The 10,267-nt window shown below is 35.9% G+C and carries 21 protein-coding genes; 4 read left to right on the top strand and 17 right to left on the bottom strand.

Annotation, left to right across the window (positions count from 1 at the left end; genetic code table 11):
- Positions 1-226: 226 nt before the first annotated feature.
- Together DN408_RS28750 and DN408_RS31690 are read right to left on the bottom strand one after the other, a co-directional pair.
- On the bottom strand, positions 227-349 hold the full coding sequence (locus tag DN408_RS28750) for a DUF3983 domain-containing protein (RefSeq protein WP_002010097.1): 123 nt from the start codon (positions 347-349) through the stop codon (positions 227-229).
- 18 nt (positions 350-367) lie between these two features.
- Entirely contained in the window at positions 368-541 is a 174-nt protein-coding gene (locus DN408_RS31690; RefSeq protein ID WP_179957921.1) for a hypothetical protein, read from the bottom strand.
- Positions 542-680: 139 nt separating this feature from the next.
- Here DN408_RS31690 and DN408_RS28745 point away from each other — a divergent pair, with 139 nt between their 5' ends.
- On the top strand, positions 681-986 hold the full coding sequence (locus DN408_RS28745) for a hypothetical protein (protein WP_147740495.1): 306 nt from the start codon (positions 681-683) through the stop codon (positions 984-986).
- Positions 987-1,262: 276 nt separating this feature from the next.
- Here DN408_RS28745 and dcm read toward each other — a convergent pair whose 3' ends face one another.
- Complete coding sequence (dcm, locus tag DN408_RS28740; RefSeq protein WP_235712305.1) at positions 1,263-2,669, bottom strand: DNA (cytosine-5-)-methyltransferase; 1,407 nt, start codon at positions 2,667-2,669, stop codon at positions 1,263-1,265.
- 212 nt (positions 2,670-2,881) lie between these two features.
- Here dcm and DN408_RS28735 point away from each other — a divergent pair, with 212 nt between their 5' ends.
- Positions 2,882-3,202, top strand: a complete 321-nt coding sequence (locus DN408_RS28735) for a hypothetical protein (RefSeq protein ID WP_147740493.1) — start codon at positions 2,882-2,884, stop codon at positions 3,200-3,202.
- 238 nt (positions 3,203-3,440) lie between these two features.
- Positions 3,441-4,103 (top strand): exosporium leader peptide-containing protein, encoded by a 663-nt coding sequence (locus DN408_RS28730; RefSeq protein ID WP_147740492.1) that lies wholly within the window; start codon positions 3,441-3,443, stop codon positions 4,101-4,103.
- 113 nt (positions 4,104-4,216) lie between these two features.
- On the opposite strand, the gene DN408_RS28725 is transcribed toward DN408_RS28730, so the two are convergent.
- Genes DN408_RS28725 through DN408_RS28670 form a run of 13 tightly spaced genes read right to left on the bottom strand, consistent with a single transcriptional unit; the run spans position 4,217 to position 9,275 of the window.
- A complete protein-coding gene (locus DN408_RS28725; RefSeq protein ID WP_147740491.1) occupies positions 4,217-4,672 on the bottom strand; it encodes a nucleoside triphosphate pyrophosphohydrolase family protein in 456 nt (151 codons plus the stop codon).
- 17 nt (positions 4,673-4,689) lie between these two features.
- Positions 4,690-4,941: a helix-turn-helix domain containing protein gene (locus DN408_RS28720; RefSeq protein ID WP_147740490.1), complete on the bottom strand. Its 252-nt coding sequence runs from the start codon at positions 4,939-4,941 to the stop codon at positions 4,690-4,692.
- Between the two features lie 25 nt (positions 4,942-4,966).
- Positions 4,967-5,134, bottom strand: coding sequence for a DUF3954 domain-containing protein (locus DN408_RS28715; RefSeq protein ID WP_098297620.1), 168 nt, complete (start codon positions 5,132-5,134; stop codon positions 4,967-4,969).
- A gap of 18 nt (positions 5,135-5,152) precedes the next feature.
- Positions 5,153-5,512, bottom strand: coding sequence for a cell division protein SepF (locus tag DN408_RS28710; protein ID WP_147740489.1), 360 nt, complete (start codon positions 5,510-5,512; stop codon positions 5,153-5,155).
- Positions 5,505-5,783 carry an AbrB/MazE/SpoVT family DNA-binding domain-containing protein gene (locus DN408_RS28705; RefSeq protein WP_147740488.1) on the bottom strand — a complete coding sequence of 93 codons (279 nt, stop codon included), beginning with the start codon at positions 5,781-5,783 and terminating at the stop codon, positions 5,505-5,507. Before DN408_RS28705 ends, DN408_RS28710 begins: the two co-directional genes overlap by 8 nt.
- Before the next feature lie 16 nt (positions 5,784-5,799).
- Positions 5,800-5,994 carry a hypothetical protein gene (locus DN408_RS28700; protein WP_147740487.1) on the bottom strand — a complete coding sequence of 65 codons (195 nt, stop codon included), beginning with the start codon at positions 5,992-5,994 and terminating at the stop codon, positions 5,800-5,802.
- A 2-nt stretch (positions 5,995-5,996) separates the two neighbouring features.
- A complete protein-coding gene (locus DN408_RS28695; RefSeq protein ID WP_370458405.1) occupies positions 5,997-6,839 on the bottom strand; it encodes an ATP-binding protein in 843 nt (280 codons plus the stop codon).
- Positions 6,802-7,689, bottom strand: a complete 888-nt coding sequence (locus tag DN408_RS28690) for a conserved phage C-terminal domain-containing protein (protein WP_147740485.1) — start codon at positions 7,687-7,689, stop codon at positions 6,802-6,804. The genes DN408_RS28695 and DN408_RS28690 overlap by 38 nt, the downstream gene beginning before the upstream one ends.
- Before the next feature lie 5 nt (positions 7,690-7,694).
- Positions 7,695-7,874, bottom strand: coding sequence for a hypothetical protein (locus DN408_RS28685; protein ID WP_147740484.1), 180 nt, complete (start codon positions 7,872-7,874; stop codon positions 7,695-7,697).
- A 29-nt stretch (positions 7,875-7,903) separates the two neighbouring features.
- Complete coding sequence (locus DN408_RS31685) at positions 7,904-8,068, bottom strand: hypothetical protein (RefSeq protein WP_179957920.1); 165 nt, start codon at positions 8,066-8,068, stop codon at positions 7,904-7,906.
- On the bottom strand, positions 8,068-8,334 hold the full coding sequence (locus DN408_RS28680) for a helix-turn-helix domain-containing protein (protein ID WP_147740483.1): 267 nt from the start codon (positions 8,332-8,334) through the stop codon (positions 8,068-8,070). Before DN408_RS28680 ends, DN408_RS31685 begins: the two co-directional genes overlap by 1 nt.
- Positions 8,335-8,374: 40 nt before the next feature.
- Positions 8,375-9,034: a Rha family transcriptional regulator gene (locus tag DN408_RS28675; RefSeq protein ID WP_147740482.1), complete on the bottom strand. Its 660-nt coding sequence runs from the start codon at positions 9,032-9,034 to the stop codon at positions 8,375-8,377.
- Positions 9,012-9,275: a helix-turn-helix domain-containing protein gene (locus DN408_RS28670; RefSeq protein ID WP_147740481.1), complete on the bottom strand. Its 264-nt coding sequence runs from the start codon at positions 9,273-9,275 to the stop codon at positions 9,012-9,014. Before DN408_RS28670 ends, DN408_RS28675 begins: the two co-directional genes overlap by 23 nt.
- A gap of 227 nt (positions 9,276-9,502) precedes the next feature.
- Between DN408_RS28670 and DN408_RS28665 the strand changes: the two genes are divergently transcribed.
- Positions 9,503-9,847, top strand: coding sequence for a helix-turn-helix domain-containing protein (locus DN408_RS28665; protein ID WP_147740480.1), 345 nt, complete (start codon positions 9,503-9,505; stop codon positions 9,845-9,847).
- 265 nt (positions 9,848-10,112) lie between these two features.
- Here DN408_RS28665 and DN408_RS31680 read toward each other — a convergent pair whose 3' ends face one another.
- Positions 10,113-10,265, bottom strand: coding sequence for a hypothetical protein (locus DN408_RS31680; protein WP_179957919.1), 153 nt, complete (start codon positions 10,263-10,265; stop codon positions 10,113-10,115).
- Positions 10,266-10,267: the final 2 nt, after the last annotated feature.

The raw sequence follows: 10,267 nt of genomic DNA, 5'->3' as shown, positions 1-10,267 counted from the left end.
AAATCTTCAATTTCACGAGTAGTTAGCTTCTCTTCTTTCTTTTTCTTATGTTTCTTTTTTACTTGCTTAGATTGCTTTTTCCATTCACGTATTTGATCTTTTAAGTTCTTCATTCTCTACATCCCCTTTCAAAAATAAAGAGGACACCATTTCTTAAAACAGCTTGATTGCTGCTCTAAAAATTGGTGTCCTCTAGTTTTCTAGCCGGACTATATTCAGTTTCTTTTCACTTTAAAATACCAGCTTGTACAAATATGTTTCTCCAAGCGTTTTTAACTCTATATTTTTCAAAGGATTTCGCACGTCGAGCAATAGCTTTTCTGGTTTTCTTTTTCTTTAATTTAGACATTTCTCCTAACCTCACCTTCTATTCCATTTGTCCTTTACACTCTTCAAGAAAATCAATAACTTCCTGAACATGCTCCCTTGTTGTCATACTTTCCATTACGTATCCTTCATTGTTATAAACATTGACTTTATTCTCTTTAAACTCCATTCCACACATTCCATCTGCGCCTAATAGCTTTACATTATCTTTCATTCACCTAACCTCACTTTCTATTCAAAGGATTATTTTATTAAGTTTTAAACATACCCAAAGCCGAGTGTTCCCAGATGATATAATATAGTCAATTAGAAAAAATTCACTTTATTAACCCCAAAGAAATGAGGTCGCTTTTATGAAAAGTATGAATAAATGGGTACTAGCTATTAGCTACTTTTTTGTTCTAACACTCGTTCTCCATCTATCATTTAAAATGTTGATTTTAACCGCTATGGATCCTACTACTAGCTTTCCAACTTCACGATTTCTCATTGGACTGTTAACTTTAGTATGCGGAGGTTGTTTATTAGGTTTTGGAGCTAGAAAATATATTTTTTCCTCTTCAAATATTAAAAGTGAACAATGGAAAGTTGCAGCAAAGTTTACCTTGTTGACGACTCTATCTTGTTTTACTGCAATGCTTATTTTTTATTGGGTTTAACCTTGATTTTTTTTACAATATATATCTACCCCTGAATAAAACTCAATATTCCGTAAATACTAAAGTCACATGGTTATCTTTCCTCTGTTTTTCTTGGGTGAGCAGTTAGCTTTTGCTAGCTGCTCTTTTGTGATTCATCGTCACATTATGATGAAATGTTCATATATTATCTCGAAGCAAAAACCCTAATTTACTTTTCAATATCTCACTTTTCCCTTAAAGAGCACTTTATTTAGTGCTCTTTTTGGTGTTTCAAATTACTACAAAATGAAATTTTTATACTAATCTCTTTGCTATTTCACAAATGACTGATACAGTCACTGAGTTTCCCGCTTGTTTATAAAGCTGACTAGGAGAGTTAACTTCCTGCGCTCGATCAAATGCCCAATCAGGAAAACTTTGTAATCTCCAACATTCTCTTGGTGTGAGTTTTCTAATCCGAAAACCATCATATATACCATGTTTATCCTGTGCTGTTAATGTAAACATTGGATCTCCAGGTTCTTTCATTCTTCTTCCTTGTTGACGTATTTTTAATCGTTCTGGTGTTAATACAGGTTGGATTATCTTTTCATCTGCTGATGTCCTTGTTAACGTTGGTGAAATCCCATCCACATGATAAACTCGCCCTGCCTTTTCATATGCGTTCGGTTTCTCAATAAACTCTGTAATACCTGCATCAAATTCATCCGTTTCTATCTTTAATACCTTTTTAAGTCCAAGCCAAATATTCGCATCAGGAATAGAGAAACACTGATCACTTCTAAACCAATGCTCTACAGTTGTCTTTTTCACTTCTAATTCGTCAGCAATCTGTTTGATACTTTGCTTGCTATTCTCTTTAGAACTTTTTAATATGCGTTTTAGTTTTTCTATATCCACTTCATATTTTCTGACAGTTACAGGCATTTCAATGTTGTATTGAATAATTTTAGGCTCCTGCCCTCCACCTTGCATTGTAGTCAGACAAGGTGAAATACCTTCTGCACCATAAACTCTTCTTATTTGTTCTTTTCCTTTTATATCGAGCATTCCTTTAACAAGAACTTGTTTAGGTTGTTTATAATCTGTTGCGCTTAAAGTTGCCATAATCCCTTGCGAATCATATACCCTATCTCTAGTTCCTAACCTTGAAGATCCTTCAGGTTGTGTACTACCTATCATTTCAATACTAGTTTCCGTACGATTTCTTCTGATAGGAAATACTTCTCGTCTACTGTATCTTCGAGAATGTCCGATAATGAATACCCTTTCTCTATTCTGTGGGACTCCAAAGTCTTTTGAGTTGAGCAATTCCCATTCAGCATCGTACCCAACTTCATCCAGGATAATGAGAATTCTGGCAAAGTCCCATCCTCCATTAACTGAAAACAAGTTTTTAACGTTTTCAATGAAAAGGTATTGAGGTTTATCTTCTTCTTTTTGGCTTTTGAGGAGTTCAATCGTTTTGTAAAATAATCCAGATCTTGCTCCGGCAAGTCCTTTTTTTTCTCCTGCAATTGATATATCGCCACAGGGGAATCCGAAACACCAAGCGTTAGCTGCTGGTATTGTTCCTGGTTTAACTTTGTTAATGTCATGTGCCGTCCACTCTCCTTTTGTATTATGAATTGCCTCGTATGATTTTCTAGCAAACTTATCCCATTCTACATAACCAATACATCTATGTCCTGCCCGTTCCATGCCTAATCGAAAACCACCAATTCCTGCATAGAAATCTATAAAAGTAAGACTCATGCCTTCACCTCGTTTTCTACTAAAATAGCGTTTTTGTTAGGATTAAATAATTTCATATCTCCATCAATTTATTAATTTTTATAATTATGCAAGTGTCCACACTGTATTGTTGGACAAGCATAAAATATATTAAATCTAATTATAAAGGAGGTGCAAATATGAAAAACTGTTACAAACTTACGTACAAACTCACTTCATTTAACGGGACAACGCTGACTGGTGTCACTATAGAAGGCATCACGCTGACAGCGAACGTCACGACGCAGACGATCTATCACCCAGCGCATCTTGATCAATACTCCCCCACCGATCCAATTCGTCCCCTTGTCGTGGCCTATAACGCAGCTGTCAGATCTGGCAGAAGACCTGCTATCTTGAATGCCGTGACTGCACTCGCTAACGCTGGGGCAAGCGCGCAGGTCCGTCTGGATTCCTGCAACAATACCGTGGTATGCTTCCGTCCTGTTCCCCAAATGTAATGATTCGGATACCTGTCACGGTCGATTATTGTGAGAATATTCGACCGCGACCCCTGCGAAAGTTGTATATACATATCAAGCTACAGTTAACATTTCAAATATCAGCTTCATTTTCCATCATCCTTTTCTGTTAAATAACTATTTTATTAAATTTCATAAATTCAACCGCTTGTCCATTTCACTTTTCTCTACTAATGCATTTACTATTAGTAATACAAACTTTCAGAGGTGAAATAAAATGGACGAGTTTTTATCTTCCGCTGCACTAAATCCAGGTTCGATTGGACCTACACTTCCTCCCATCCCACCATTCACATTACCGACTGGGCCTACTGGGCTGACTGGGCCGACTGGACCGACTGGACCAACTGGACCAACTGGACCGACTGGACCGACTGGACCAACTGGACCAACTGGACCGACTGGACCGACTGGACCGACCCTATTTTTCACTCCCTTTGCACCAGAACCTGACTCTATAGAGCTTCCACCAAATACAAATAACTTTCTAATTATGGAGATCTTTGTCCCAATAGAAAATACTGGTGACAGAGTCCTGTTAAATGCGACAATAGGTACAGATATTAGTGTTCACATTGGAGCGGATCAAGATAATTTCTTTAACTTAGATACCATTACCTATCAGTTATTCCGTGATAATATGTTGTTAACAGAGGCATTTATATCCGGGAACTACGCTACCGGTAGTGATGGTGATTTTCTATATCCCTTTAACTCCACATTTACTTGGGTAGACTTTCCTGGAGACCCGATATTACCACCAAATCCGGTTCCTTATCGTATTATGGCGAATATAGGGGGATTTAGTGAGACTGTAACATCAGTTCAAGTCGGAAATCGCGGGTTTTCTGCTATAAAATACCCTGGTGATCCAATTTAATTAAAAATAGCAATGACTAATCTCACTATGAAAATATAAATATTTATCTTCTATAATTAATTGAGCAGTTAGCTTTGCTAGCTGTTCTTTTTCTATAAAATTCAAATTTGGTCTTACTTCACATCCACGCGCTTTTGACTAGCTTCTCGACTAAATCCGTCTGGGTATCTTGTTGCTAATTTAGATATATTCATTTGAGCGATATCTTCTAGGGTGTATCCCATTTCGTGAGACATGATTGAAATGTAGTACAAAATGTCCCCCAGCTCTAAAGCGATTTTATGCGTGTTCCCTTCTTCTTCTCCTGGACAATGAGCCGGATCGAATCCATGCCCATGAAAAATAGCTTTTTTTACAATGTCCGAAACCTCACCAGCTTCTCCCGTAAGCCCTAATGCTGCATTTAAAACACGTCCACCGAAATCATTATTTGTATTCCATGTACGTAAAGTTGCTTCTTGATATTGATCTAATTCACAAATTTGATTGATATTCATTACAGCTTGTCCTCCCTTTGATTCACTGATTAATTTAGTTGTTGCATATACACCGTTTTCCATTGCTTTCATTTTGCTTTCCCCTCTCTTTAACAAACTCCTAATCCGATTGGACGGTTTTCAATCATATATTTATCAGCTTGATCTATAACAAGAAGCGCCACTTCTGATTGGTGTCTCCTTAATGCTTTTGCCATGTCTGGTAAACTCATATCTTGTTTCCACATTTCACGAAACCTTATAATGTCCCTTTCATCCCAAATGAAGTTAGCTTCTTCTAAAGCGATGTATATCTTTAACCTTGATTCCTTCATCGCTTCATGATTTATTGCTACACTCATAAGCGAACCCACCTTCTAAAAATGATTATTTTATCTTTTCAGTAAACTTAGTATCCACTCGATCCACTTTACCGTTAACCCATACAGCGACTTGCTCACCGAATCCACTAATTGGCGGATTAACTGCCGTAACATTCCCGTCCTTGACTATATAAAGTTTGTTGCTGCTAACATCAATTTCTATTGTTTTCATATGTCCATCTCCCTTTTACTAACGCATGTACTCGACAACATCAGGTTTAAAGCCACTTCCTAAATAGATTCGTACTGGAATTGCTTCTTTTTTATCCCTTGCTGCCTTACACAATTCTTCCGCTGTTTCCCAATTAAAAAGCTTATCTACAGCTCGCTGGAATCTCCAAATCGCCATTGCATATTGTTCAAAGATGTCATAACGATCATCTTGTTTAGTTGTGCGTGGTAACTCATCCGTACACTTTGCATTCTTTGGAACTTGGACGCGTACATCAGCGTATGTATTGCGTCCAGTTCCTTTCTTAACATTGGCTTTCATTACATCGAACTCACAAATTGTTGGCTCTACATCGAAAATATTTAACTGCTTAGGCATGTGCCATCCCACTCTTCTGAAGAAGGTCCAGTAATTCACTTGCGCCTTCTTTGCTCAAAAACATTCGACCATTGAGCAATTCCATGTTTGATTCAGAAACTTCACCAGTTACAAAGCATGACTTTTCATGTTTTCTTAAAACGATGTTTTCCCCATCAACATGAAAGTCTAGTGCTGTTCCTTCAGCAATTCCCAAAGTTCTGCGTAACTCTACCGGAATTACTACACGCCCTAGCTCGTCCACTTTTCTTGCAACACCTGTATTTTTCATAGCTTTCTCCCCCTTGTTAACTAACTTTTTGTTGTTTATTACGTTGTAACTCTTGTTTCATTGATTCGAATTTTATTAACCATGCTTGCCAACGATTATCATTTTCTGCTTGCTGTTGCTTTGCTACTTCACAATTACAACCGTTCGTTTCAATTACACCCGGATAAGTTTCTTTACGAATGATTCCTGTATTACGGCATAATACACACATGCTTATTCCTCCTTTTTGAAATTGCGTAATCTATAATTATCACCATGCATTTCTAACATTTCAGCGTTTTCCATCATCCGACTAAAATCACGTTCTCCATACATCCCTGCTAATTCACCAATCGTAAAATTAGTAGTAAATAAAGTGCTTTTACCTATACGGCTATCTACGATTTCGTTTGTCTTCGTTTGCTTCCATGTAACGCCTTCTTTATCTTTCTCTGTGAATTCCGCTCCAAAATCATCGATAATCAAGACATCAACTTTTGCTAGAAGGGACATAAGCTTGTCCTCTGTCATTTCACTGTTTTTATTCCAAGTTGATTTGATTTTGGTAAATAGCTTATTCATTTGAATAAACATTGCACTGTGACCTTTTTTCATAAGTTCTTTGATGGCTGCCACACACAAATGACTTTTTCCTACTCCATAATCACCCGTAATAATGATGCTTGTTGGCTCTTCTTTATTAAATGAAGTAACAAAGTTCATAATCATTTCTTTCGCATCAGCCAATTCTTTTTTAGGTGGTAAATAATTTTCGAATGTGGCTTTTTTGAGTTTGTCATTTATTAAACTGTTATCAGCAAATGAATCATATAAATGAATGATTTCGTTTTTCTTTTTTATAGCTAGTGTTTCTATAGCTAATTTCTGATCTTCTTTTTCTACCGATCTACATTGAGGACAAAATTCCTCATTTGTTTCTATATCTATCAACATGCGCTTACTGCAAACGTCTTTAAATTTTTCTTTCCCTACTAAAAAGACATTCGTGCATCTATTAGATGAAAGTACATATCTTTGACTAGCGTTTTGAGAAGTCGTATTTTTGAATGAATTCATTGTTTTTGTGCTTTTTAGAGCTTGCATTTGAATTCTCTCCTTTTACAGTTTCATTTAAATAATTATCAAAGTGTTTCTGCGCAAATAATGTACTTGGTCTTAAATACTGTTCAAGTGTCTTTCCATCTTTATCAAATTTCCCTAACCACTGCGGCACTTTGTTATCAATGACTGTCTTAAAATCATCAACTGTATAGTCTTCATTCCATCTAGCACGAATGAACTTTCTATGACCTTCTGATTTATGGTTATACTTTTTCTTTGCTTTTTCGTTTAAGTAATCGAGAATTTCCTTATAAGGGATTGCTATTGGCTGTTCAGATTCGTCCGAAGATGAGTCTTCTTCTTCTTCTTCTTCTTCTTCTTCTTCTTCTTCTTCTTGTCCACGATACGTACCACGATTCGTGATACGCTTCGTGGATTCGTGATTAGATAAGAAATCAGCAAATATATTTTTTATAGATGGCTGTTCTATGTGGTTATAAATTGGAACGAGTAACTCAACGTTCTTGACGTCTTTCAATTCTTTTTTTATTAAATCCTCAATTGGTTTACCAGCTCTCTTTAGGTTGTATTTTCCCCAATTAAATATCACCATTTCTCTTGTTTGATCATCATATTTAATCAATTTATGATACTCTTCAAATCGCTGCATCAACGCTCGTACACTTTCCTGCGAGTATCCAGTTTCAAAAGCTATTTGCTTTTTGGTTATTTGATATACACCAATTTGTTTTGTTTGTGGGTTTGTTAATAAATATAGAAAAAAATACTTATCTTCCGGTGTGAATTCTTCTTGTACTTTGACATCATTCCAAAATGATGTATGTACCTGCCTAAATATAGCCATATTAGTTAATCCTCCCTTATGCAAATTGCTATACGTGATTGTCCACTTTTGATAATTCGTTTAATTTCATAATGCGGATAACCAGCCTTGAAATACTGTTCAATCATTTGCTTTAATTCATCCTTGCTCTCTGTTAAGTTCCAAAACCTATTAGGTAATAGCACTTGATATTCAGTTAAACGCATGTACTATTTCCCTACTTTCCGTGATATACTTATAACAAGTGTTTTTTCTTAAAGGACCCATTGCCGTGGGTCTTTTTATTTTGTTTTACGTCACTCCAAGCCCATCTTTTTATCGGTTCGTAAGTAATGTAAAGTAACAACGTGCTACACGCGATAAACATTGCGAATATAACTAATGATGTTGTATCTTCCACTAGATCACCTCCTTTTGCGTTTCAAGCCAAGCTTCTAAATCCTTTTGTAGGAAAAGTAGTTTACGTCCATCTCTAATCACTGGAAACTGTGGGTGGTTTGCTAATTCGTACATTCGACAAACTGCTATGTTTAGATAAGCTGCCGCTTCTTTCACTCTCATTACTTTATTTGGTTGTGCTTGTTGTTGAAATGAAGCTAATGCTGCTTGTATCTCCTCTCGAACAACTTCGCGGATTGATTCTTTAATGATTTGATCTAATCCCATATCGTTTTGCTCCTTCCCAAATTGTATTAATGGTAGTTAATCATACTAACCTTGGTCGCCATGCATTTATGTATGATATCGCCTCATTGAAGTCTTTCTGTAAAATGTTGCAATAACTGTTTACCGCAAATGCTGACTTTACATCTCTCCAGGCTGCTGCAAAAAGTTTCTTTCTGCTGTTATGAACAACTTGATTAATTGTTCCATCATCCCAAAGCTTGTACACTCTTCGATTTAATGCACTTCTTATTACTTGTTGCTGACCGTAATCTACTGTTAATCTTTCATCAAAGAATACTTCTAGCTTTTCTACTCGTCTGTTGAGTTGTGTTGTACCTGTCGCAATTAGTTCTATTTGGCTAAATGGGTCTTGTTTTCTTAATGAATTCTCCATCTCTTCGAATCGAGTTACATAAGCTGCTGTGAAGAGAACTCCTTTTTCTCCAGTTAATTTGTTAGCTACCATGTCACAACCTTTTCGTGTTAGAAGGTAATTTTTATAAGTCTTGTTATTACCTTCAGTTGTGTAGTTTGTTTCAATAAAGAAGTCATGAGAACGCAATTTTGCGTTTTCTAAAACATATATGTAATTCTCGATGCTTCGAAGTAGATCGGAATGTCTTTTTCCAATCATTTCAGCAATTTCTCGACTTTCTACTAGGAGTTGTCCATTCTTGTTAATGATTTGTAATTGATTCATTTTCTTTCACCTCCCTCTCGAACGTTGTCGATATGACAACATTTTGGTCAAAAAAAAGGGCATCTATTGATACTCCAAGAGCTTTTGCTAAAGTAGGTATCTTTTCAGCATCCAATCTTCTCTTGCCATTTTCAATGAAAGAAATCGCTGAAGCATGTCTGAAATCAAGCTCCTTGGCTAGCTTATCTTGTGTTATATTTTTTTGTTTGCGAATATCTCGGACTCTATTACCGAATGTCATATCCGCCTCACCTCCCACTGTTGTCGTTATGACAACTTCTTGTATTCATTATATGTTGTCAATTCGTAAATGTAAACCCTCTTTTGTCATTTTGTAAAAAAAATTTTTACAGATAGTGAAATGTTGTCAGAAAGTATATATACTGTAATTAATGGACAATACTTTGCAATGCGAAATGTTGCAAACTACACATTGGGATATTTTTTATAAAGGGGAATAATATTATTATGAACTTAAACGAAAGATTGAAAGCGTGTCGCGAAAAGAAAGGTTACACACAAACTTTCATCTCTGAGAAACTAGACGTAAACAAAGCAACTTTATCTAGTTATGAATCTGGAAGACGTAAACCTGACTATGGGACATTAACTAAATTAGCAGACATATATGAGGTTTCTGTTGATTATTTATTAGGAAGAGCAATTCATGAGAAGTTAACAGTTAAAGAATCAGAGGAAATCGGTAAAGAAACTAACGAATGGATGAAACTAATCAACCAACTTTCAGAGGAAAACAAAGACTTATTTAAATCGACAATACAAAGCTTTATATCTAAAAATAAAACTCCGTGAGACTTCCAATTGTCTACGGAGTTTTATTTTACCCTTTTTCTTTTTCAGAAAGTTCTTTCAATAAATTGCGTAAATGTTCAACATTTACCCCCTCAGTTTTTTCCATCAATAAAACTTGATTGATCATATCTTCCATTTGTTCTTCCCCCTACATCCTCTTTTAGTTATACACATATTGGAAAGTTTTTGACCATTCGGTCATTTACTTTCCACTCCTTATAAAACACGAATGACGCTATCTATATGATAGCGTCATTATTTATTTTCAGCCGCCTCCTGCTCCAGGATCGACCATCATTCTATATTCAATTGGAGTTTTAGATTGTTGTGATGATTCTTTTTCATTATGTATTGGTGTAAAACCTACACAAGCAATAATTGCTGCTGCTATTACTATTTTTATAGCTTTTAACTTCAAAT

The sequence above is a fragment of the Bacillus sp. AR13-1 genome, assembly GCF_008042285.1.
GTDB classification, from domain to species: Bacteria; Bacillota; Bacilli; order Bacillales; family Bacillaceae_G; genus Bacillus_A; species Bacillus_A mycoides.
The sequence above is the reverse complement of the archived record's forward strand: the minus strand, read 5'-3'. Positions and strand labels throughout refer to the sequence as shown.

Bases quoted from the DNA above. Each gene is read 5' to 3' on its own strand.
- DN408_RS28750 (WP_002010097.1), bottom strand. From the start codon at position 349: ATGTCTAAATTAAAGAAAAAGAAAACCAGAAAAGCTATTGCTCGACGT.
- DN408_RS31690 (WP_179957921.1), bottom strand. From the start codon at position 541: ATGAAAGATAATGTAAAGCTATTAGGCGCAGATGGAATGTGTGGAATG.
- DN408_RS28745 (WP_147740495.1), top strand. From the start codon at position 681: ATGAAAAGTATGAATAAATGGGTACTAGCTATTAGCTACTTTTTTGTT.
- dcm (WP_235712305.1), bottom strand. From the start codon at position 2,669: ATGGAACGGGCAGGACATAGATGTATTGGTTATGTAGAATGGGATAAG.
- DN408_RS28735 (WP_147740493.1), top strand. From the start codon at position 2,882: ATGAAAAACTGTTACAAACTTACGTACAAACTCACTTCATTTAACGGG.
- DN408_RS28730 (WP_147740492.1), top strand. From the start codon at position 3,441: ATGGACGAGTTTTTATCTTCCGCTGCACTAAATCCAGGTTCGATTGGA.
- DN408_RS28725 (WP_147740491.1), bottom strand. From the start codon at position 4,672: ATGAAAGCAATGGAAAACGGTGTATATGCAACAACTAAATTAATCAGT.
- DN408_RS28720 (WP_147740490.1), bottom strand. From the start codon at position 4,941: ATGAGTGTAGCAATAAATCATGAAGCGATGAAGGAATCAAGGTTAAAG.
- DN408_RS28715 (WP_098297620.1), bottom strand. From the start codon at position 5,134: ATGAAAACAATAGAAATTGATGTTAGCAGCAACAAACTTTATATAGTC.
- DN408_RS28710 (WP_147740489.1), bottom strand. From the start codon at position 5,512: ATGCCTAAGCAGTTAAATATTTTCGATGTAGAGCCAACAATTTGTGAG.
- DN408_RS28705 (WP_147740488.1), bottom strand. From the start codon at position 5,783: ATGAAAAATACAGGTGTTGCAAGAAAAGTGGACGAGCTAGGGCGTGTA.
- DN408_RS28700 (WP_147740487.1), bottom strand. From the start codon at position 5,994: ATGTGTGTATTATGCCGTAATACAGGAATCATTCGTAAAGAAACTTAT.
- DN408_RS28695 (WP_370458405.1), bottom strand. From the start codon at position 6,839: ATGAATTCATTCAAAAATACGACTTCTCAAAACGCTAGTCAAAGATAT.
- DN408_RS28690 (WP_147740485.1), bottom strand. From the start codon at position 7,689: ATGGCTATATTTAGGCAGGTACATACATCATTTTGGAATGATGTCAAA.
- DN408_RS28685 (WP_147740484.1), bottom strand. From the start codon at position 7,874: ATGCGTTTAACTGAATATCAAGTGCTATTACCTAATAGGTTTTGGAAC.
- DN408_RS28680 (WP_147740483.1), bottom strand. From the start codon at position 8,334: ATGGGATTAGATCAAATCATTAAAGAATCAATCCGCGAAGTTGTTCGA.
- DN408_RS28675 (WP_147740482.1), bottom strand. From the start codon at position 9,034: ATGAATCAATTACAAATCATTAACAAGAATGGACAACTCCTAGTAGAA.
- DN408_RS28670 (WP_147740481.1), bottom strand. From the start codon at position 9,275: ATGACATTCGGTAATAGAGTCCGAGATATTCGCAAACAAAAAAATATA.
- DN408_RS28665 (WP_147740480.1), top strand. From the start codon at position 9,503: ATGAACTTAAACGAAAGATTGAAAGCGTGTCGCGAAAAGAAAGGTTAC.